The organism is Pantoea conspicua (genome assembly GCF_002095315.1).
Classification (GTDB): domain Bacteria; phylum Pseudomonadota; class Gammaproteobacteria; order Enterobacterales; family Enterobacteriaceae; genus Pantoea; species Pantoea conspicua.
Genome location: NZ_MLFN01000004.1, coordinates 38,219 through 58,670 on the forward strand (window position 1 = coordinate 38,219; position 20,452 = coordinate 58,670).

At 54.3% G+C, this 20,452-nt stretch carries 18 protein-coding genes and 3 pseudogenes; 11 read left to right on the forward strand and 10 right to left on the reverse strand.

Annotation, left to right across the window (positions count from 1 at the left end; all coding sequences use genetic code 11):
* Window positions 1-166 precede the first annotated feature (166 nt).
* Window positions 167-1,132, reverse strand: coding sequence for a putrescine export ABC transporter permease SapB (gene sapB / locus HA41_RS02695; protein ID WP_094119478.1), 966 nt, complete (start codon window positions 1,130-1,132; stop codon window positions 167-169).
* Window positions 1,133-2,755: an ABC transporter substrate-binding protein SapA gene (sapA, locus tag HA41_RS02700; protein ID WP_094119479.1), complete on the reverse strand. Its 1,623-nt coding sequence runs from the start codon at window positions 2,753-2,755 to the stop codon at window positions 1,133-1,135.
* A 170-nt stretch (window positions 2,756-2,925) separates the two neighbouring features.
* On the opposite strand from sapA, the gene HA41_RS21515 reads away from it, so the two are divergent.
* Window positions 2,926-3,060, forward strand: coding sequence for a hypothetical protein (locus tag HA41_RS21515; RefSeq protein ID WP_279627055.1), 135 nt, complete (start codon window positions 2,926-2,928; stop codon window positions 3,058-3,060).
* A gap of 168 nt (window positions 3,061-3,228) precedes the next feature.
* On the opposite strand, the gene HA41_RS20950 is transcribed toward HA41_RS21515, so the two are convergent.
* The 3 genes and pseudogenes from HA41_RS20950 to pspF form a co-directional block, all read right to left on the reverse strand.
* Window positions 3,229-3,369 (reverse strand): hypothetical protein, encoded by a 141-nt coding sequence (locus HA41_RS20950; protein WP_158086612.1) that lies wholly within the window; start codon window positions 3,367-3,369, stop codon window positions 3,229-3,231.
* Between the two features lie 525 nt (window positions 3,370-3,894).
* Window positions 3,895-4,560 (reverse strand): class I SAM-dependent methyltransferase, encoded by a 666-nt coding sequence (locus HA41_RS02705; RefSeq protein ID WP_094119480.1) that lies wholly within the window; start codon window positions 4,558-4,560, stop codon window positions 3,895-3,897.
* A gap of 720 nt (window positions 4,561-5,280) precedes the next feature.
* A pseudogene (pspF, locus tag HA41_RS02715) lies at window positions 5,281-6,255 on the reverse strand (phage shock protein operon transcriptional activator); the annotation flags it as partial.
* A 164-nt stretch (window positions 6,256-6,419) separates the two neighbouring features.
* On the opposite strand from pspF, the gene pspA reads away from it, so the two are divergent.
* From pspA to HA41_RS02745, 6 genes and pseudogenes are all read left to right on the forward strand, one after another.
* The gene (pspA, locus tag HA41_RS02720; RefSeq protein ID WP_094119481.1) at window positions 6,420-7,085 is read left to right on the forward strand and encodes a phage shock protein PspA; all 666 of its coding nucleotides are present in this window, start codon (window positions 6,420-6,422) and stop codon (window positions 7,083-7,085) included.
* 35 nt (window positions 7,086-7,120) lie between these two features.
* Window positions 7,121-7,348, forward strand: a complete 228-nt coding sequence (gene pspB / locus HA41_RS02725) for an envelope stress response membrane protein PspB (protein ID WP_094119482.1) — start codon at window positions 7,121-7,123, stop codon at window positions 7,346-7,348.
* Entirely contained in the window at window positions 7,345-7,695 is a 351-nt protein-coding gene (pspC, locus tag HA41_RS02730; protein WP_094119483.1) for an envelope stress response membrane protein PspC, read from the forward strand. The genes pspB and pspC overlap by 4 nt, the downstream gene beginning before the upstream one ends.
* Window positions 7,696-7,750: 55 nt before the next feature.
* Window positions 7,751-7,999 (forward strand): phage shock protein PspD, encoded by a 249-nt coding sequence (gene pspD / locus HA41_RS02735; RefSeq protein ID WP_094119484.1) that lies wholly within the window; start codon window positions 7,751-7,753, stop codon window positions 7,997-7,999.
* Window positions 7,980-9,377 carry a YcjX family GTP-binding protein gene (locus HA41_RS02740; protein ID WP_094119485.1) on the forward strand — a complete coding sequence of 466 codons (1,398 nt, stop codon included), beginning with the start codon at window positions 7,980-7,982 and terminating at the stop codon, window positions 9,375-9,377. Before pspD ends, HA41_RS02740 begins: the two co-directional genes overlap by 20 nt.
* Window positions 9,374-10,434 (forward strand): annotated as a pseudogene (locus HA41_RS02745) (YcjF family protein). The gene HA41_RS02740 and the pseudogene HA41_RS02745 overlap by 4 nt, the downstream one beginning before the upstream one ends.
* 184 nt (window positions 10,435-10,618) lie before the next feature.
* Here HA41_RS02745 and HA41_RS02750 read toward each other — a convergent pair.
* From HA41_RS02750 to HA41_RS02760, 3 genes are all read right to left on the reverse strand, one after another.
* On the reverse strand, window positions 10,619-12,037 hold the full coding sequence (locus HA41_RS02750; protein ID WP_094119486.1) for a hypothetical protein: 1,419 nt from the start codon (window positions 12,035-12,037) through the stop codon (window positions 10,619-10,621).
* Window positions 12,038-12,100: 63 nt separating this feature from the next.
* On the reverse strand, window positions 12,101-13,039 hold the full coding sequence (locus tag HA41_RS02755) for a glycosyltransferase family 2 protein (protein WP_094119487.1): 939 nt from the start codon (window positions 13,037-13,039) through the stop codon (window positions 12,101-12,103).
* Window positions 13,036-13,395 (reverse strand): GtrA family protein, encoded by a 360-nt coding sequence (locus HA41_RS02760; protein ID WP_094119488.1) that lies wholly within the window; start codon window positions 13,393-13,395, stop codon window positions 13,036-13,038. Before HA41_RS02760 ends, HA41_RS02755 begins: the two co-directional genes overlap by 4 nt.
* A 229-nt stretch (window positions 13,396-13,624) precedes the next feature.
* Between HA41_RS02760 and tyrR the strand changes: the two genes are divergently transcribed.
* The gene (gene tyrR / locus HA41_RS02765; RefSeq protein ID WP_094119489.1) at window positions 13,625-15,190 is read left to right on the forward strand and encodes a transcriptional regulator TyrR; all 1,566 of its coding nucleotides are present in this window, start codon (window positions 13,625-13,627) and stop codon (window positions 15,188-15,190) included.
* A gap of 60 nt (window positions 15,191-15,250) precedes the next feature.
* Here the strand turns inward: tyrR and tpx are convergent, their stop codons facing one another.
* The gene (gene tpx, locus HA41_RS02770; RefSeq protein ID WP_094119490.1) at window positions 15,251-15,754 is read right to left on the reverse strand and encodes a thiol peroxidase; all 504 of its coding nucleotides are present in this window, start codon (window positions 15,752-15,754) and stop codon (window positions 15,251-15,253) included.
* A gap of 153 nt (window positions 15,755-15,907) precedes the next feature.
* On the opposite strand from tpx, the gene ycjG reads away from it, so the two are divergent.
* A complete protein-coding gene (gene ycjG / locus HA41_RS02775) occupies window positions 15,908-16,891 on the forward strand; it encodes an L-Ala-D/L-Glu epimerase (protein WP_094119491.1) in 984 nt (327 codons plus the stop codon).
* Here ycjG and mpaA read toward each other — a convergent pair.
* Window positions 16,866-17,573: a murein tripeptide amidase MpaA gene (mpaA, locus tag HA41_RS02780; protein ID WP_094119492.1), complete on the reverse strand. Its 708-nt coding sequence runs from the start codon at window positions 17,571-17,573 to the stop codon at window positions 16,866-16,868. The genes ycjG and mpaA overlap by 26 nt on opposite strands.
* 154 nt (window positions 17,574-17,727) lie before the next feature.
* Between mpaA and HA41_RS02785 the strand changes: the two are divergent.
* Window positions 17,728-19,346: pseudogene (locus tag HA41_RS02785) on the forward strand (peptide ABC transporter substrate-binding protein).
* A gap of 118 nt (window positions 19,347-19,464) precedes the next feature.
* Window positions 19,465-20,448, forward strand: a complete 984-nt coding sequence (gene zntB / locus HA41_RS02790; protein WP_094119493.1) for a zinc transporter ZntB — start codon at window positions 19,465-19,467, stop codon at window positions 20,446-20,448.
* Window positions 20,449-20,452: the final 4 nt, after the last annotated feature.

Consider the following 20,452-nt stretch of genomic DNA (forward strand, 5'->3'; position numbering starts at 1 on the left):
GGTTAAATCGCTGAATGTGAAGCTGGATGATTACGCCACTAAAGGACAACTGAGTGTCAGCATTGACGATGTACCGCAGCGGAATGATTTACGTGACGCCGGAGCTCGCTTAACGAGGTCAAAGCCGATCTGTAAGCTAAGCAGGCACAACTTTTGAAAATAAACGTTATCGGAGGGCATACCATTCCTTGTGTTTCAGCGGGTTCATGGCTGCGCCAATGACATCGGAGATAACGTTAACCAGTATCACCAGTCCACCAATCACCATCACGCCAGCGGAGATCGCGGCGTAATCCTGCTGGCGAATAGCATTAATTAACCAGCGTCCCAGGCCAGGCCAGTTGAAAACCATCTCAGTGATCATCGCCAGTGTCAGCATGGTCGAAAATTGCAGGCCAAGACGCGGTATGACCGGCGGTAAGGCGTTGTGCAACACATGGCGGCGGATCACCGTCAGGCGCGACAGGCCACGGGTCGCGGCGGCTTTGACATAGTTTTTGTCCATCACCTCACTGGTGCTGTTGCGCAGCAGGCGGATCACTTCGGTGGTCGGGGCCATTGCCAGCACCGTCACCGGCAAAATCAAATGCGTCAGGGCGCTGATAATCATCTCGTGACGCCAGGGCGAGCGGCTGAGCCAGGCATCAATCAGCGCAAAGCCTGACACATTCTGTACCGGATAGAGCAGATCGTGCCGGCCTGATACCGGCAGCCAGCCGAGCGTCAGCGAGAAAAACAGGGTAAACAGCAGCGCCAGCCAGAAAATGGGCGCTGAAAAGCCGATCAGCGCCAGCGCACTGATGGTTTTATCCGGCCACTTGTTGCGCATCACACCGGCGCAGATGCCGAGCGGAATGCCGACCAGCAGAGCAAACAGAAAGGCCAGAATGCAGAGCTCCATAGTGGCCGGAAACACTTCCCGCAGCTGCAGGCCAATCTCCTGACCATTGGTGCTGGAAACGCCAAAGTCAAACTGCAGCATTCCTTTGAACCAGAACCACCAGGCGTCAGACAGCGCAGCGCCTTCCAGCGGTGCATTCGGCGTAAAATAGCTGAGACTGAAGCTGACCAGCGACAGCAAAAACAGCGTAATCAACAGCAGCAGCAGGCGGCGCAGAATATAGATGATCACTTACTTTCCCTCACCCTTTTCACGATAAACCCCGGCAAATGACGCGTTACCAAACGGACTCAGCACCAGACCTTTAATGTCATGACGAAACGCCTGCAGACGCAGCGACGACGCCAGCGGCAGCACCGGCAGTTCCTGTGCGAGAATCTGCTGCGCTTTGTCATAACTGTCGATCCGTCCCGCCAGCTGCTGTGATAACAGGGCGTTCTGCAACGTTTCATCAAAGCCGGGCGAGCACCAGTGTGCGTAGTTGGTCTGGGAACGAATCGCCGCACAGCTGAGTAGCGGACGGAAGAAACTGTCGGGATCGTTACTGTCGGTGGCCCAGCCCGCCAGGGTCAGGTCGTGATTCATCGACATCAACTGAGCTTCCTGGAAACGTCCTTCAACCGGTACGATGGTCAGCCGGACGCCCACCTGCGCCAGATCGGCCTGCAATAACTCAGCGGTTTTCAGCGGGCTGGGATTCCATGATTGCGAGGCTGACGGCACCACCAGTTTCAGATGCAGGTCGGTCAGGCCCAGCGCTTCCAGTTCCTTGCGGGACTTCTTCGGATCGTATTCCGTGACGCGCGCATCACTGTCATAGGCCCAGGAGGCGCGCGGTAAAATAGAGGCCGCTGTCTCGGCGGTACCGTAGTAAATCGACTCCATCAGGCGTTCATTATTGATCGCCAGTGCCAGCGCGTGGCGCACTTCAGGACGGTCCAGCGGCGGCTTGCGGGTATTAAAGGCCAGATAGGCAATATTCATACCGGGCCGCAGCGTCATACGCAGGCGGGGATCATCACGTAAAATGCTGAGCTGACTGGCTGCCGGATAAGCCAGAACGTCGCATTCACCGGTCAGCAGCTTAGATAAACGACCGGTACCGCCGGCGCCTAAATCGATCACCGCCTGCTGCAGACGCGGTACGCCTTTCCAGTAGTGCGGGTTACGCGCCAGACGAATGTACTGTCCGGTACGGTATTCGCTGAGCTGATAAGGTCCGGTGCCCACCGGCTGGCGATCCATCTCTTCCTGGCGGCCTTGCGCCATCAGCTGGTCAGCATACTCTTTCGACAGCACCGGCGCGTAGTGAGTCGCCATATGCCAGAGGAATGAAGCATCGGGACTGTTCAGCCGGAACTCTACCGTCTTGTTATCCACTTTCTTCACGCTCTGCACCGAATCGGCAAACTGCAGGCTGTCGAAATAGGGGTAGCTGCCGCCGTTAACGTTATGCCACGGATGATGACGATCAAACATCCGCGCAAAACTGAACACCACATCATCGGCGTTCATCGTGCGAGTCGGTTTGAACTGGTTAGTTTGCTGAAACTGCACGCCGCTGCGCAGATGAAACCGATAGGTCGCACCGTTGTCACGTACTTCCCAACTGGCCGCCAGATCAGGTTTCAGACGATAAGTGTAAGGATCAACATCCAGCAGTCGATCGTAAAGCTGGGCCGCCAGGGTATCGACGGTTAATCCGCTGCTGACCATCTGAGGATTGAAGGTATTAAGCGTGCCGCTGACGCAATAGACAAAGCCGCTCTGGCGAATATCGCCGGCGGGGGCTGACCACGCAGGCAGGCTCAACACGCCGAGGCTAAACAACAGCGCACATATTAGTTTTGACATAGAACTCAACGATTTTGAGGCATTGGACAGAGTGTATCGCAAAGCCGGCGATGTCCCAAAATCTCAGACGGTGCGCAGGCTGTTTTTCATCAAAACAACGGCAGAAAAACGCACGAAGTGTGTGGTGATGATAATTATTCTCAATTAGCTCTTTACAGATGATAATAAGAATGATTATTATTAACTTGCACTTCGACGGTGGCTCTACCGAAGAAGAGCACGACATTGCTCACATTGCTTCCAGTATTGTTGCCCGCCCTCTGGCGGGCTTTTTTTTGCCGCCCGCTTTTTGTGGCGCAGGGTGACACTGAGCGCCGCAGCTGCCACCGCGCGCGCCTGGCAAACAAAAAAGCGATTAAGCAGGGCGTTTTATTGCCTGCATTATTGGATTTCCTGTCAGGAGCAGAGGCGTAAACTCATCAACCGGAAGGGGGGAAGTAAGGGGGAGCAGCGAGTGATCATGACGGGTTTATTTATTCTGTGAGTTCAAATTTTGCGGCTAATTTGTGCAGGGCAACAACAGACATGAAATCCGTACTGCTTTCGAAAAATGCAATCCAGTTTTTTGACAGAAAAAAAGCCAGTGCTTCTTTTTCTTCTTCAGTCAGTTCCATCCTGAATCTCCTTTATTGCTGGCACTGTTACGTTCATTTTGCTAAATCAAATCGCTGTTAGCGTTAATAACGCAGCATAAGTCAGACTGCCCGTCAATTACCGACATTTATGCACGCTCATCTGACGGTGGAAAAAAGACGCCCTGGTCGCAGGGCGACACCGAATGCCGATGAAAGCCTCTGATTGGTTTTAGCTTACACATTTAATTGATGAGGCCGAACTCACGGAAAGCATTATTAACGACGCAGCGACAACCGCAGTTAAACAGTGTTGTTTTGAAAAGGGGATTTGTTGATGACGATCATTTATTCTGACCTTTTAACTTTCAGCGTTAATATTAACGTCAATTAACCATACTTTGAAAATAGGGATATCATCTCAGTCTCTGGTTGGGATTATCAGTAGAGGTGAGGCGGCCCCAGCGTTACAGCCGTGGCCGCAGACAGGATTTCAAAGGGAAAGGGGCATTGCCGCGAGCCCAGCCTGCGAGCGTGCTCCTGAGAATGCAGCAAATACCCTGTTATTTACCACGTAATTTTGCCGGTGGCAGAAAAAAGCGCCACGGTACCGCAAATTTTGACTTCCACCTCTCTGAAGTGAGTCTCCAGAATGTTGTGTAACGCTTCAGCGGAATCCTGCCAGTTTGAAAATATCCCTTTTTTGTTATAAAGGTTCATTAACGCGGTGCCAGACTTATTGTGCCTGACGCCTGAGCCCAGAATTGTCGCACCATAGAGTGTACCGTCAGCTTTCAACGCCTTCGCGGCATGGGTAATCACCGCCGCTTTCGACATCATATTTCCAGGTATGCAGTGAAGCAGATAGAACATTGAAACCGAGTCATAAGCGTTATTCATCTCGTCAGGAAGCGGCAGCAAGATATCGTGCTGTAAACACTGGGTTTCGAATTGAGACGCAATGCGTGCACGGGCAGCATTCAGACTGTTGAGATTGAGATCGACGAGGGTGATATTGCGCGGTTTTATCTGGCTCCTGGTCAGGTAATAACCGGTGCCGACGCCGATATCCATATGATGTTCGCCTGAAAAGCGCTGGAAATGTTTAAGCAGCACGGACTCTGTATCGCACCGCCAGGCATAGCTGTTTGATATATTGAGTACCCACCAGTCGTAGGCTTTTAATGAGAGCGGCGTATAAACCTGCGAACCTTTTTGGCTATCACTATGCATTTTATCAACGTCCTTTTATCAATTTATTTTACAGGAATGGGCTCAGGGGGTATTTGTGAAGAGAACAAGCATTGCTTCCTGAATACAGCGCACTCTTCAGCACGGTAAAGATTCTTTTCCGGCAGTGAACACCTGCCAGCACTGTCGGGATTATTAACGATCTGTATGACGTTGCTGCATCTCGCGCTGGTATTTATGATAATCCACGCCACATTCTGCTGAGCAGAAAGCGGTGCTGGCAACCACTGGCTGGTCCTCACACCAGATACAGAGCCCGTCGGGGCTGGTTAATGAGGCTTGCGGTTAACCAGAGCCGCCGTAATGATTGCCTGTTCAAATTGTTGCGCTAAATCCGCGTCATCCATAACTCTTCTCTCATCGTCTGTGAAAGGAAACGTGTCGGGCTACTGCGCAGCCGCAGCCTGAAAGCATAACCCAGCCGTAAGGCCTGATGTTAGTGTGGATTTATACAGAATAAGCCGGTCACTCTCTCAGGTGAGTGAGTAGACTGGCATGAAATAAAATTTCAGAGCCTGTTATCTGGCGGTGATTAAACGATAACGGTGAATGTTTGCCTGATGTTGATCAACGGCCAGGCAGGTTATTGCCGACAGGTTAAGGGCGAAAATGAAAGAGGCCGGACGATTGCTGTCCGAAAACAGTGAGTGCTGCGCTGCTTAGCGCGTTGACCTCATAATTTATCGTTGGAAATACCGTGTTTTTCATCATTGCGCGCAATTGATGGTAGGTGACGCCTAACAGGCCTGCAGCGCGGCGCTGGTTGTATCGCGCCTGTTTGAGGCTGGCTTCTACCAGACCTCGCTCCTGCTGATTCTGCCACTGACGCAGATCCAGCGGCAGCGAGGGGAGTTCGCCATCGTGCTCAGGGCGGCTCATCGGCAGGGCATCAACCGGTACAGGACGTGAAGCGAACGGATTAATAATCACATTATCCAGCGGCTGCTCGCTGCTGTTATGACGATAAACTGAACGTTCAACCACATTCTTCAGTTCACGTACGTTGCCGGGCCAGTGATAACTCAGCAGCGTCTGCTGTGCCTGGGACGTAAATCCGGGAAACAGCAACAGGCCAAGTTCACGACACATCTGAATAGCGAAATGTTCCGCCATCACCAGAATATCGCTGCGCCGCTCACGCAGCGGCGGCAGTTGCACGACGTCAAAGGCCAGACGATCCAGCAAATCAGCGCGAAATTTTCCGGCTGCCGCCAGGGCGGGCAGGTCTTCGTTAGTGGCACAGACCAGGCGGACATTCACCTGCAAAGAGTGATTCCCCCCGACGCGCTCCAGCTGACCATATTCGATTACCCTAAGCAGTTTTTCCTGTACCAGCATCGGTGCCGTCGCCAGCTCATCCAGAAACAGCGTCCCGCCGTCCGCCCGTTCAAAGCGGCCAAGATGACGCTTCTGAGCACCGGTAAAAGCGCCAGCCTCATGACCGAACAGTTCAGAATCAAGCAGGTTTTCATTCAGCGCCGCGCAGTTAAGCGAGATAAACGGTCCCTGCCAGCGATCGGAAAGATAGTGTAAACGACTGGCGATCAGCTCTTTACCGGTACCGCGCTCACCAACCACTAATACCGGTTTTTCCAGTGGTGCCAGCTTCGACACCTGTTCCAGTACCTCAAGAAAATTATTGGACTCACCGAGAAGGTTATCGTTATTTCCTGCCATGATGAATTTCGCCACCCTTTAATCATTTTGACTATATTAGTACAAGCCGAAAGAGGTGTAAAATTTAAAATTAATTAAAAATCAATAACATATATAATTGGCACGCATCTTGTATTAGCTATGTAGCGCAACACGCCATGACACAATTAAAGAGGAACATCATTATGGGTATTTTTTCTCGTTTCGCCGACATCGTTAATGCCAACATCAATTCGCTGCTGGAGCGTGCGGAAGATCCGCAGAAACTGGTCCGCCTGATGATTCAGGAAATGGAAGACACCTTAGTCGAAGTCCGATCAACCTCAGCGCGTTCGCTGGCTGAAAAGAAACAGCTGTCACGCCGGATTGAGCAGGCGGAGATTCAGCAGGCGGAATGGCAGGAAAAAGCTGAGCTGGCACTGCGTAAAGATAAAGATGATTTAGCCCGCTCAGCGCTGATCGAAAAACAGAAACTGACTGATCTGATCGCCACACTGAAACAGGAAGTCGATCAGGTAGAAGAGACGCTAGCGCGCATGAAAGGCGAAATCAGCGAGCTGGAGAAAAAACTGAGCGAAACGCGGGCGCGTCAGCAGGCGTTAACGCTGCGTCATCAGGCGGCATCCTCCTCTCGTGACGTTCGTCGTCAGCTGGACAGCGGCAAAATTGATGAAGCGATGGCGCGGTTTGAGTCGTTTGAACGTCGCATCGATCACATGGAAGCTGAAGCGGAAAGCCACGGGTTCGGTAAACCGAAAACCCTGGATCAGCAGTTTACTGATCTCAAAGCCGATGATGAAATCAGTCAGCAACTGAATGCGCTGAAAGCCAAAATGAACCGTAGCGAATAACAATCGATGTTGCGATAAGTGATTAAGGAGAGTCAATGAGCGCACTTTTTCTCGCCATACCGCTAACGATCTTCGTGTTGTTCGTGGCACCGATCTGGTTATGGCTGCATTACAGCAACAGACGCAACGGCGGTTCGGATCTGTCGCAAAGCGAAATCCAGCGCCTGCAGCGTGTTGCTCAGGACGTGCAGCGGATGCGTGAACGCATTGATGCGCTGGAGGCGATTCTGGACGCAGAGCATCCTAACTGGAGGCAACCATGATGAAAGGCCGCAAGTTATGGCGTAAGCCTGACGAAGGTAAACTGATGGGCGTCTGTGCTGGCCTGGCGGAATATCTCGATATTCCGGTGCGCTTACTGCGCGTCATCATGGTGCTATCCCTGTTTTTCGGTCTGTTTATGTTTACCGTGGTCGCCTATTTCGTGCTGGGCTTTGTACTGGATGTCAAACCGGCCAATGCCGCTGATAACCCACGTCAGCCCAGCGCCAGCGAATTGCTCGACCAGTTAGAAAGCGCACTGCAGCGCGATGAACGCAGCGTGCGCGATGTAGAACGCTACGTGACGTCAGAAACCTTCAGCGTACGAAGCCGCTTCCGCCAGCTTTAATTTTTCTTATTCCGGGCCTGTCGCAGGCCCTTTCGCTGACCCTCTGGAGGTGTCGATGACGTTCTCGCGATCCACTGCTTTTCGCCACCGCGCGGCACCCGCGTTGAAGTCGGCGGCTAAATTCATCATTATCAATGCTGTCACCTACGGTCCTGCTGGTGTGACGGGCTGGGCAGTGAAATCGGTCGCCCGCCGACCGATACGTCTGTTACTGGCACTGGCGCTTGAGCCACTACTGAAACGCGTCATGAATTGCGCGGCATCGCGCTTCATCAGGGAGAAAGATGAAAAGACTGCAAACTGAATTTATCGCGTTAATGAACCGCGGCGTGGATCGTCATCTGCGTCTGGCGGTCACCGGCCTGAGCCGAAGTGGCAAAACGGCCTTCATCACTTCACTGGTTAATCAACTTTTAACGGTCCACAGCGGCGCACGATTGCCGCTGTTTTCCGTGGTGCGGGATGAGCGCCTGCTCGGGGTAAAGCGGGTACCCCAGCGCGATATGGGCACGGCGCGCTTTACCTACGATGAAGGACTGGCGCAGCTCTACAGCACGCCGCCCGCCTGGCCAACACCCACGCGCGGCGTCAGCGAAATGCGGCTGGCACTGCGCTACCGGCCCAATGATTCTCTGTTGCGCCATCTGAAAGAGACCGCCACGCTCTATCTTGAAATCGTGGATTATCCCGGTGAATGGCTGCTCGATTTGCCGATGCTGGCCCAGGACTATCTGGCCTGGTCGCGGCAGATGAACGGACTGCTGACAGGCGATCGTGCTGAATGGGCGAAGCCGTGGCGCACGCTCTGCCAGCAACTCGACCCGTTCGCCCCCGCCGATGAAAACCGGCTGGCGGAGATCGCCGCGGCCTGGACCGATTACCTGCACCGCTGTAAGGCCGAAGGATTGCATTTCATCCAGCCGGGCCGCTTTGTCCTGCCCGGCGATATGGCGGGCGCGCCGGCACTGCAATTTTTCCCCTGGCCGGCCGTCGACGAATCGCAGCTCAGCAAACTGGCCCAGGCGGACAAAGGCAGTAACTTCAGCATGCTGCAGCAGCGCTTTAATTTCTACTGTCAGCATGTCGTGAAAGGCTTCTATAAAAATCATTTTCTGCGCTTTGATCGACAGATTGTGCTGGTCGATTGCCTGCAACCGCTCAACAGTGGGCCGCAGGCGTTTAATGATATGCGGCTGGCGCTGACGCAGCTGATGCAAAGTTTTCATTATGGTCAGCGCACCCTGTTCCGGCGTCTGTTTTCACCGGTAATCGATAAATTACTGTTTGCCGCCACCAAAGCGGACCATATCACCAGCGATCAGCACGGCAATATGGTGTCACTGTTGCAACAGCTGGTGCAGGATGCGTGGCAGAACGCCGCGTTTGAAGGCATCAGTATGGATTGCATCGGACTGGCCTCGGTGCAGGCGACACAAAGCGGGCTGGTGGATCACCGGGGTGAGAAGATCCCCGCGCTGCGCGGTAATCGGCTGAGTGATAGTGAACCGCTGACTGTTTATCCCGGTGACGTTCCGCCGCGGCTGCCGGGCAACGCCTTCTGGCAGCAGCAGGGTTTTCGGTTTGAACAATTCCGCCCACAGCAGCTGGATGTTGATCGACCGCTGCCGCATATCCGCATGGATGCTGCGCTGGAATTTTTGTTAGGAGATAAATTGCGATGAGCGATCCGCTGAAGCCCCGTATCGATTTTGCCCGTCCACTGGACGAAGCGACAGAGGTGCCGTTGCGGCCTGCACAGACCTTTGACCCGCAGGCGCAGGCGGCTTTTCTTGCAGTGCAGGATGACGAGGCTGCTGTTGAAGAGGAGGCGCCGGTGAGCGTGCGGTAGAAGCGGCGCTGAAACCGAAACGCAGCCTGTGGCGCAAACTGGTGATGACCGGCGTGGCGCTGTTCGGCGTCAGCGTCATTGCCCAGGGTGTGCAGTGGACCCATGATGCCTGGCTGGCGCGCGACTGGTTTTCGCTGGGCAGCGGCGTGGCGGGCGGCTTGATCGTGCTGGCGGGCGTCGGCGCGCTGGCTGGTGAGTGGCGCCGTCTTTACCAGCTCCGCCAGCGTGCTGAAGAACGCGACATCGGCCGGGAACTGCTGCACAGCCACGGTATCGGCAAAGGCCGGTCATTTTGTGAGAAGCTGGCGCAGCAGGCGGAGCTGGATCAGGCGCATCCGGCACTACAGCGCTGGCAGGCCTCGCTGCATGAAACCCATAACGACAGTGAAGTGGTACGGTTATATGCTCAACTGGTGCAGCCGGTGCTGGATCGACAGGCGCGACGTGAAATCAGCCGCCACGCGGCAGAAGCAACGCTGATGATCGCCGTTAGTCCGCTGGCGCTGGTTGATATGGCCTTTATCGCGTGGCGTAATCTGCGGCTGGTCAATCGCATCGCCGCGATTTACGGCATTGAGCTGGGTTACTTCAGTCGCATCCGTCTGTTCCGGTTGGTGTTGCTGAATATGGCGTTTGCCGGTGCGTCGGAACTGGTGCGTGAAGTGGGTATGGACTGGATGTCGCAGGATATCGCCGCCCGACTCTCCACGCGTGCAGCGCAGGGCATCGGCGCCGGTCTGCTGACCGCGCGACTGGGTATCAAGGCGATGGAACTCTGTCGCCCGCTGCCGTGGCTGGAGCAGGATAAGCCGCGGCTGGGCGATTTCCGTCGCGAGCTGCTGGGTCAGATGAAAGAGGCGTTGCAGAAGGGCGGGAACAAGCCCGCGTAGCGCGTAGCTGGTGTGGTGACGGAATAACACAAGGCGGCCAGGATAATGCTCGTCAGTTAAGGTTAAATTTGCAAAAGCTGTCACGGTCAAACGTGGCAGCTTTTTACTGGGTGAGCGGCACCAGACTGCGTTATCACCGGTCGCTTAACTGATGAGCATCAGGCCTGGCGCCTTGTTTTTTGCCTCAGTGTGGCTGTCGCAGCACCTCTTGTGCGTCGATCACCCGGCAGTTGCCCGGACAGGCTGATTCATCAGTGATGACCGGATTAGCCGGCAGGGTAAATGCCATCCCGTTTTGCAGCCTGACAAAATGCGCCATGCCAGCAAAGGTCCATGACATGCTGAGTCCCAGCCCGCCGAAATCATCATACTTCCGCAACGTGGCCACTTTCGGCAGATATTCCCCGGTCAGACGATAGTAGAGTGCGCCGTGAAAATCCTTTGGCACCTGAGTGGTGATAGCCTGATTAAGCAGTGCAAATTCTTTACCTGCCGGTCTGGAATAGCCATTAATCAGATGGCTCATTGCCAGTGAAGCGGCAATCACCACTAACACGGCATAAAAGCGCTTTTTCCATTTTAACCGACGGCTGATTTCAAACAGACCGACAATAAACAGGCTGGATGAGATCAGCGCCCCGGCAATCAGGGTGCGGTAAGCGGCCATGCTCTCACTGACGATCAGGTTTGGCAGCGCGGCGATGAGCAGCAAAATAAAGACCAGGTAAAACTTATCGTTGCCGGCCGCTTTGATTTTCTTCAATCCGAAACCAATGACGATTAACGAGACGATAACGGAAACGGTTTTCGCCCCCAGATCAAAATGACAGATAACATTCTTCAGGTACTCGGTAATGAACCATTTTAGCTTGACCGGAATATCGTAGCTGAATGCAGAACGCGGTAGCGTATGCCCATACAACTGCACGGGCAGCACCTTCGAAGCCATCAACGCGGCAAACATGCCTGCGCCCAATACCAGCAGGGAAATCAGGGCGCGTTTTTTATCGATTCTGCGATCCGAAAGAGATAAATCCAGTAAGGCAAAAAAGGTGAAGGTCATGGCGGCAGGTTGATAAATACAGAAGGCAACCGTCAGCAGGCAAATCGCCAGCAGCCGTCCTGCCACGCCCGGTTTCACCGACAAAGTGTAGCTCGCACCCGCCAGCAGAATAGCGGCGATATAGGGAAAGCAGGAGGCCCAGGCGACATAAACCTGGAATGAGGGCAGCAGGCAAAGCAACAGCGAAAAGGTAATGCGTTGCGCCTGATTCTCAAACAGTTGATATTTCTGGCTCAGAGTGTAGAAATAATAGCCGGTGAAAATAAGCAGAACAATGGCGACGGAACGCAGTAGCGCCAGTTTTTCGACGCTATTGACAATAAAAGAGGCGGCATACTGAATAATGCCGTACACCGGTCGTCCTGATAATGTATCCCAGTTTAAAATACTCAGCCGGTCAAAGTTAGCCCAGTAAAGATTAGTCCAGTCATCGGTATAGGCATAATGCGTTAAATAAGCCGGACTGTAGGCAAAAAGGAAAACAAGCACAAATAGCGAAAATATTTTGCTGCGGCTTAATTCCTGTTGGCTGATGATCATTTTCTATCCTTTTTATTATAAGGTTGCAGGCGGTTCCCGCCCTGTGGCACCTTTACTCTGCTGTTAATCCTGGTTTTTTCTCAGCTCAGCGTTTTTTCGCAAAATGTAGCGCGGACGGTTTTTGGTTTCCATATAGATGCGGCCGATATATTCGCCGAGTACGCCAATGCCGATAAGCTGGACACCGCCGAGAAACAATACAGAAACCAGGATTGAGGGATAGCCAGGTACCGCGTTGCCAAAAAGCAGCTTGTCGATAATCAGCCACAGGCCATAAATAAAGGCCAGCGAGGCGACCAGAAAACCGAGGTAAGTCCAGATACGCAGTGGCACGGTTGAAAACGAAGTCAGCCCTTCCAGTGCCAGATTCCATAGCTTCCAGCCGCTGAATTTACTGTTGCCCGCTACCCGTTCCGTTCGGACATATTCAATAATTTCTGTCTGTCCGCCAACCCAGTTAAGAATGCCCTTCATAAATAAATTCTTTTCGGGCAATAGCTTAATGTTCTCTACCACTTCCCGGGACATCAGCCGAAAATCGCCGACGTTTTCTTCCAGTTTGGGATGACTGATGCAGTTATGCAATTTGTAAAACCAATGAGCAGTCTTGCGCTTCAGGTGACCATCGGCGCTTCTGTCGATACGTTTGGCTAACACAATATCGGCACCCGCCTGCCACTTGCTGATCATTTGCGGGATCAGCGTGATCGGGTCCTGTAAATCAACATCAATCGGAATGATGGCATCACCCGTGGCGGCTTCCAGCCCGGCGAAAAGCGCCGGTTCTTTACCGAAGTTGCGAATAAAAGAGAGGGGACGGACCAGCGGATCCTGCTGGCTAAGTTGGGTGATCAGGGCGCGTGTCGCATCCGTACTGCCATCATCAACAAAGACAATCTCGATCTGCCACGCTGCAAAGTCGGCATATTTCCTGACGGCATCGTAAAAAAGAGGAATCATCTGTTCTTCATTGAATACCGGCACCACCAGAGAGATCTTCATTTATTTCCTTTGAACACGATAAAGCGGGAAAAGATAAAGCCACAGGCCAGACTCAATGCAGAAGAGGCTATCAGCGTAATCAGCGGATATAGGCCGTTCCTGTCCGCAACATAACCGACACCAAACGCCATTGCGCCCATAAAAATCACATAGAGAATATAGCGGAACGGCGTGGCCTGTTGCTTAAAGGTCCAGCGGGCATTGACGAAAAACGAGAAGGTTACCGCCAGACAAAAGGCAATGACATTGGCGGTGGATTGTAATAATCCCTGACTGAGACAGATAAAGAAGGTCATCCAGTGTATCAGGGTATTAAACACGCCAACGGTCAGGTATTTCGCAAAAAAGGTCAGCATTTTTTAATCATTATTAAGAGGTTGTGCGAAATATACAGCAAGTTGGCGGCAATCAACAGTTTCTCACTGACGTAGCCTGACAATCTCATTCACCACTGAAATCGGCAGCGGGCAGTACAAAAGCCAGCCAAACGGTTTCTGGCTGTCAACTTTTCCTGACAGAGCCCTTTCTGCTGGCGCATCTCTTAGCGTATCATCGCCTTATCTGAACCTGATTAAGGCCATCGCAATGCGTCTGGAAGTGTTCTGTCAGGACCGAATCGGTCTGACGCGTGAGCTGCTCGACCTGTTGGTTGCGCGTAACATCGATCTGCGCGGTATCGAAATCGCGGCATTAGGCCGTATCTATCTCAATTTTTCAGCGCTGGAATTTGATGCCTTCAGTAATCTGATGGCCGAAATCCGGCGTACACCGGGCGTGACAGATGTGCGCACCGTGGCGTACATGCCGTCGGAACGTGAGCACCGTGCGCTGAGTGCGCTGCTGGTGGCGATGCCGGAACCGGTCTTTTCGATCGATCTAAAAAGCAAAGTCGAACTGGCGAATCCGGCTGCGCAGAATCTGTTCAATCTTGACGAACAGAAGATGCGTAACTTCAGTGCCGGTAACCTGATTAACGGCTTTAACTTTATGCGCTGGCTGGAGAGCGAGCGGGTTGAAGCACAGGCGCAACATGTAGTGATTGAAGGACGGGACTTCCTGATGGAAGCGCGTCCTATCTATCTGGCGGGGGAAGCGGACCAGAACGACCAGCCGGTTGGGGCAATGGTCATGCTTAAATCCACGGCACGCATGGGGCAGCAGTTGCAGAACCTGGTGGTGACGGATGAATCGGAGTTCGACCATATTGTCGCGGTGACGCCAAAAATGCGTCAGGTGGTGGACCAGGCGCGCAAGCTGGCGATGCACGATGCGCCGCTGCTGATCATTGGTGACACCGGCACCGGCAAAGATATGCTGGCACGGGCCTGCCATCTGCGTAGCGCTCGGGGAAAAAAACCATTCCTTGCACTGAACTGTGCCTCGTTACCCGATGACGTTGCTGAGAGTGAACTGTTTGGGCACGCGGCGGGCGCCTATCCGAATGCGCTGGAGGGCAAAAAAGGATTCTTTGAGCAGGCCAACGGCGGATCGGTGTTGCTGGATGAAATCGGGGAGATGTCGCCGAGAATGCAGACCAAACTGCTGCGTTTTCTCAATGACGGTACTTTCCGGCGGGTCGGTGAAGAGCATGAAGTCCATGTTGATGTGCGCGTCATCTGCGCCACCCAGAAGAACCTGATTGAACTGGTGCAGCGCGGCGAATTTCGTGAAGATCTCTTTTACCGGCTGAACGTGCTGACCCTGCATCTGCCGCCGCTGCGCGATCGTCCGCAGGATATTCTGCCGCTGACCGAAATGTTTGTTGCCCGCTTCGCCGACGAACAGGGAATGCCGCGTCCGCGTCTGTCGCCGCAGCTGAATGCGTTTCTGACCCGCTATGCCTGGCCGGGTAACGTGCGCCAGCTGAAAAATGCGCTCTACCGCGCGCTAACCCAACTGGAGGGCTATGAACTGCGTCCTCAGGATATTGTGTTACCGGAGCAGGCACTGGATGTGTCGTTAGGCGATGAAGCGCTGGAAGGGACGCTGAATCAGATCACCAGCCGGTTTGAGCGTTCAATTCTGACGCGGCTCTATCTCTCTTATCCCAGCACCCGTAAGCTGGCAAAACGGCTCGGCGTGTCGCATACCGCTATTGCCAATAAGTTACGGGAATATGGTCTGGGTCAGAAGCGCAGCGAAAGCGAATAGGCTCTCTGCTGAGGCAAGCAGGAAGCGGATAACCGGGTTATCCGCTTTTTTATTGCCGTTTTACTTCAGTGCCGCCAGTGCTGCTTCATAATCAGGCTCAGTGGTAATCTCATCCACCAGCTGGCTGTAAATCACCTTATCTTCCTCATCCAGCACAATCACGGCGCGTGCGGTCAGGCCTTCCAGCGCACCATCGGCAATTTCCACACCGTAGTCATACTTGAATTCAGAACCGCGCAGGGTGGAGAGCGTGACCACATTGCTGAGGTTCTCCGCACCACAAAAGCGCGACTGCGCAAACGGCAGGTCAGCAGAGATGCACAGCACCACGGTGTTATTCAGTTCTCCCGCCGCCTGATTAAATTTACGCACCGAGGAGGCGCAGACGCCGGTATCAATGCTCGGGAAAATGTTCAGAATTTTGCGTTTTCCTGCATACTCAGAGAGCGCAACGTTGACCAGGTTTTTTGCCACCAGCGTGAATGCTTTGGCTTTATCGCCAGCCTGAGGAAACTGACCCGCAACCGGTACTGCGTTACCCTGAAAATGAACGGTCTGAGACATACTGATTCCTTTTGATGATGAAGAGAGGGAACTTTTAAACGGTTAACCCACAGCTATAACCGTTGTTTATGACATAAATGTTAAGGGTTTACGAGTTCAATTGTTGAGTTTAGCGTGGCAGCCTGCCACCGCGTCGTACATTGTGGAGAATCAATGAGAACGGTAAAAAGTTATCCTGAAGCCTGGCCATTGCATACGCCGTTTGTCATTGCCCGTGGAACCCGCACTGAAGTCAAAGTGGTGGTGGTTGAAATTGAAGAGGCGGGCGTCAAAGGCGTCGGTGAAGCGACGCCTTACGCACGTTATGGGGAAACCGAAGCCTCGGTGCTGGCGCAAATCGCCAGCCAGCTGACCGCATTACAGCAGGGTATGACGCGTGACGCGCTGCAACAGGCGTTGCCGGCGGGTGCGGCGCGCAACGCCATTGACAGCGCATTGTGGGATCTGGCGGCCCGTCAGCAGCAGCAAAGTCTGTGGCAGCTTAGCGGTGTGGTGGCGCCCGGTGAAGTGGTTACCGCCCAGACGGTCAGCATTGATACCCCGGCAGCGATGGCCAGCAGCGCCCAGGCATTGTGGCAACACGGTGCAACGCTGCTGAAGATCAAACTTGACGATAATTTTATCACCGAGCGATTAATGGCAATCCGCGCTGCAGTGCCGCAGGCGACGTTAATCGTCGATGCCAACGAGTCGTGGCATGCTGAAGGGCTGGCGGCACGTTGTCAGCTTCTGGCCGACATCGGCGTGGCGATGCTGGAGCAGCCGTTACCGGCCGGCGAAGATGCTGGGCTGGAGAACTTTATCCATCCGCTGCCGATCTGCGCGGATGAAAGCTGCCATACACGTGACAGTCTTTCCGCGTTGCGCGGGCGTTATGAGATGGTCAACATCAAGCTGGACAAAGCAGGTGGACTGACTGAGGCGCTGGCGCTGGCTGACGCTGCTCAGCAGCAGGGATTTGCCGTGATGCTGGGCTGTATGCTCTGCACTTCACGCGCCATTCGCGCCGCGTTGCCGCTGGTGCCGCAAACCCGCTTCGCCGATTTAGATGGCCCGACCTGGCTGGCGGTGGATGCGGAACCGGCGATCAAAGTACAGAACGGCCAGCTGATTATTGCTGCCAGCGCAGCAGATTGACCATCATCTCAAGATAGATTTCCGTGGCTTCATCGACTGAAATCACCGGCATTTCTGCCGTCACGCACGGCAGACTGAGGTCCTTACACCAGCTGCCGAACGAGCCAGGCGTGTCATAACCGACGCTGCTGACGCGCGGCAGACCGGTCCGGGCCGACAGCCAGCCGCCGATCTCTGCCTGATGCGGATCGTCAATGCAGCCCAGCGGCTCATGCCACGAAACAATCCAGCGCGGCTTGAGCTGATGAATCAGGGCGCACAATGCCTGGGTTTCCGGTTCTGATGCCGGGTGGCTGCCGGTGGATAAAGCCACGTCGCGCGTTTCTGCCACGCTGTTCCAGCGATAAACGGTCTCACCCGATTGCCAGTTCGCTGCCGGAAAGTTGCGGTTCAGATCGACGCCATTGGCATTGGCACGCAATCCCAGCTGGCAGCCATCCGGATTCACCGCCAGCACCACATGGTGACGACGCAGCGCGTCGGGCAGCGTGCGTAATGCGCCGGAGAGCGTGGCTATCGCCGCATTCTCATCGCCGTGGGTACCCGCGAGGATCAGGCCGCTATCGGCATCGCCCAGCGGGGCCGGGAACCACAACAGCGGGGCACCCAGCACTGACCGGCCATATTGCTGATACGGAACGCCCAGTTTGCCGCGCAGCTGCCGTGGATGTAATGACGACATGGTGATTTCCTCTGAAGGGTTTTTCTAAAAGTAGCGGAAAAGCCGCGCGCGGAAAATAGCTATTTATCAATCAGCAATTTGCGATAAAGTGCCAAAAGACAAGCTGCATCGGCATTGGACCGCGGCAGCGCTTCTTTGGGGTAAAGGAGTGATGATGGTTAAGACCTTTCACATGACGCTGGCGGCGCTTAGCCTGAGCAGCGTCATCACACCCGCGCTGGCGGCAAATGTGCCTGCCGGTGCCCAGCTCGCCGACCAGCAGCAGATCGTTCGCCATATTAAAGATGAACCCGCCTCGCTCGATCCGCTCAAAGCGGTGGGGCTGCCGGAAATTCAGGTCATTCGCGATCTGTTTGAAGGGCTGACCAGTCAGGACGCGCAGGGCAAAATCGTACCGGGCGTGGCGCAGAGCTGGAGCAGCAGCGATAATAAAACCTGGATTTTCACCCTGCGTAACAACGCCCGCTGGTCGAACGGCGATCCGGTCACCGCGCAGGATTTTGTCTACAGCTGGCAGCGACTGGTGAATCCGAAGAACAGTTCGGCATTTGCCTGGTTTGCGGGGTTAAGCGGCATTGAGAATGCGGCCGCTATCACCAAAGGTGAGATGACGCCCGACAAGCTGGGCGTGGTGGCGCAGGATAATAGCCGGCTGAAGATCACCCTTGACCGGCCGGTGCCGTGGTTCCCGGCGCTGGTCGCCAACGTCGCCCTGTTCCCGGTGCCGCAGAAGGTGGTTGAACAGCAGGGCGATAGCTGGACCGCGCCGGGGAAACTGGTGGGTAACGGCGCGTATCAGCTAAGCGAGCGAGTCGTAAACGAAAAGATTGTGCTGACCCGTAACCCGCACTACTGGGATGATGCACATTCGGTGCTGACCAAAGTCACCTTCGTGCCGATTAATGAAGAGTCGAGCGCCACCAAACGCTATCGCTCCAACGACATTGATATTACCGAATCTTTCCCGAAAAACATGTATGCGCTGTTGAAGAAAACCTTGCCTGGTCAGGTTTATACCCCGGACCAGCTCGGCACTTACTACTACGCATTTAATACCGTGAAAGGGCCGACCGCCGATGTCCGGGTGCGCAGAGCGCTGTCATGGTCAATCGATCGCCAGGTTATCGCGGATAAGGTGCTGGGAACCGGTGAAAACCGGCATGGCATTTTACACCGGACGTTACTGCGGGTTTCAAGCCACTGCCGTCATTCATGCAGCAGCACGATCAAAACAGTCTGAACGCGCAGGCCAAAGCGCTGCTGGCGTCAGCCGGATACGGACCGGATAAACCCCTGCACCTCAAACTGCTCTACAACACCTCTGAGAGCCATCAGAAAATCGCCATTGCGGTGGCCTCAATGTGGAAAAAGAATCTCGGCGTCGATGTCACGCTGGAAAATCAGGAGTGGAAAACCTATATCGACAGCCGCAACAGCGGTAATTTCGATGTGATCCGGGCATCCTGGGTCGGGGATTACAATGAACCCTCTACCTTCCTTAACCTGCTGACCTCAGGCAATAGCAGCAATATTGCGCGCTTCAGCAATGCGGACTATGACGCGGTGCTGGCGAAAGCCAGTAAAGAGTCCAGCGATCAGGCCCGCAACAGTGATTACAATCGCGCCGAACAGATTCTGGCTCAGCAGGCGCCGATTGCGCCCATCTACCAGTATACCAATGGCCGTCTGATCAAACCCTGGGTCAAAGGCTATCCGATCACCAACCCGGAAGATGTGGCCTATAGCCGCGAACTGTGGATTGAAAAGCACTAAGGCTTATGCGGCCTGACATCAGGCCGCTGTCTGACATCTTTCTACACAGCCCAATGATTGCAACTCAACGCCGTCACGCTAGACTGTATCGTATTGATTTTGATAGCGAGGCACGGTTGTGGATGTAATCGAAGGAAAAGCATTACAGGTATCAGATGCCATCATTTCCTGCCAGCTGGACGGAAAGGGCGGCCTGATCCCGATTGCAGAAGATGAAGTGATTCATTGTGAGCGTCCCTGCTGGCTGCATCTGAACTATACCCACCGCCAGAGCGCCGAATGGCTGCAATCGACAGCCCAGATCCCCGATGCAGTGCGAGATGCCTTAGCGGGCGACAGCATGCGTCCGCGCGTCAGCCGGCTGGGTGATGGTTTTATGATTGTGCTGCGCAGCGTCAACCATAACAGCGATGCGCGTCCCGACCAGCTGGTGGCGATGCGGGTGTTTATCAACGACAAACTGATTGTCTCAACCCGGCGGCGCAAAGTGTACGCGGTGGATGAAGTGCTGACTGATTTGCAGAACGGCAATGGCCCCATCGATTGTGGCAGCTGGCTGGTAGATGTCTGCGATGCGCTGACCGATCACACCAGCGAGTTTATCGAAGTGCTGCATGACAAAATCATCGAAATGGAAGATGCCCTGCTGGATCAGCGGATGCCGGCACGTGGCGAACTGGGCTTACTGCGTAAACAGCTGATTGTGATGCGGCGTTATATGGCACCGCAGCGCGACGTCTATGCCCGGCTGGCCAGTGAGAAGCTGGGGTGGATGGACGACAGCGAGCGTCGAAGGATGCAGGAAATTGCCGATCGCCTTGGCCGCGGGCTGGATGATCTCGATGCTGGCGTGGCGCGCACCGCCATTCTGGCTGATGAAGTGGCTTCGCAGATGGCGGAGTCGATGAACCGTCGTACCTACACCATGTCGCTGATGGCGATGATCTTTCTGCCTGCCACTTTTCTCACCGGCCTGTTTGGTGTGAACCTCGGGGGTATTCCGGGGGGAGAATGGCGTTATGGCTTCACGATTTTCTGTCTGCTGCTGGTGATACTGGCGCTCAGCGTTGCGGGCTACCTGCGTAAACGGCGCTGGCTGTAACCTG

Coding starts and splice junctions, on each gene's coding strand:
- mpaA (WP_094119492.1), bottom strand. CDS start 17,573: ATGTCGTCATTACATCCACGGCAGCTGCGCGGCAAACTGGGCGTTCCG.
- HA41_RS21515 (WP_279627055.1), top strand. CDS start 2,926: ATGATTATTATTAACTTGCACTTCGACGGTGGCTCTACCGAAGAAGAG.
- HA41_RS02755 (WP_094119487.1), bottom strand. CDS start 13,039: ATGAAGATCTCTCTGGTGGTGCCGGTATTCAATGAAGAACAGATGATT.
- ycjG (WP_094119491.1), top strand. CDS start 15,908: ATGAGAACGGTAAAAAGTTATCCTGAAGCCTGGCCATTGCATACGCCG.
- pspD (WP_094119484.1), top strand. CDS start 7,751: ATGACGTTCTCGCGATCCACTGCTTTTCGCCACCGCGCGGCACCCGCG.
- pspB (WP_094119482.1), top strand. CDS start 7,121: ATGAGCGCACTTTTTCTCGCCATACCGCTAACGATCTTCGTGTTGTTC.
- sapA (WP_094119479.1), bottom strand. CDS start 2,755: ATGTCAAAACTAATATGTGCGCTGTTGTTTAGCCTCGGCGTGTTGAGC.
- tyrR (WP_094119489.1), top strand. CDS start 13,625: ATGCGTCTGGAAGTGTTCTGTCAGGACCGAATCGGTCTGACGCGTGAG.
- HA41_RS02750 (WP_094119486.1), bottom strand. CDS start 12,037: ATGATCATCAGCCAACAGGAATTAAGCCGCAGCAAAATATTTTCGCTA.
- pspA (WP_094119481.1), top strand. CDS start 6,420: ATGGGTATTTTTTCTCGTTTCGCCGACATCGTTAATGCCAACATCAAT.
- tpx (WP_094119490.1), bottom strand. CDS start 15,754: ATGTCTCAGACCGTTCATTTTCAGGGTAACGCAGTACCGGTTGCGGGT.
- HA41_RS20950 (WP_158086612.1), bottom strand. CDS start 3,369: ATGGAACTGACTGAAGAAGAAAAAGAAGCACTGGCTTTTTTTCTGTCA.
- HA41_RS02760 (WP_094119488.1), bottom strand. CDS start 13,395: ATGCTGACCTTTTTTGCGAAATACCTGACCGTTGGCGTGTTTAATACC.
- pspC (WP_094119483.1), top strand. CDS start 7,345: ATGATGAAAGGCCGCAAGTTATGGCGTAAGCCTGACGAAGGTAAACTG.
- HA41_RS02705 (WP_094119480.1), bottom strand. CDS start 4,560: ATGCATAGTGATAGCCAAAAAGGTTCGCAGGTTTATACGCCGCTCTCA.
- HA41_RS02740 (WP_094119485.1), top strand. CDS start 7,980: ATGAAAAGACTGCAAACTGAATTTATCGCGTTAATGAACCGCGGCGTG.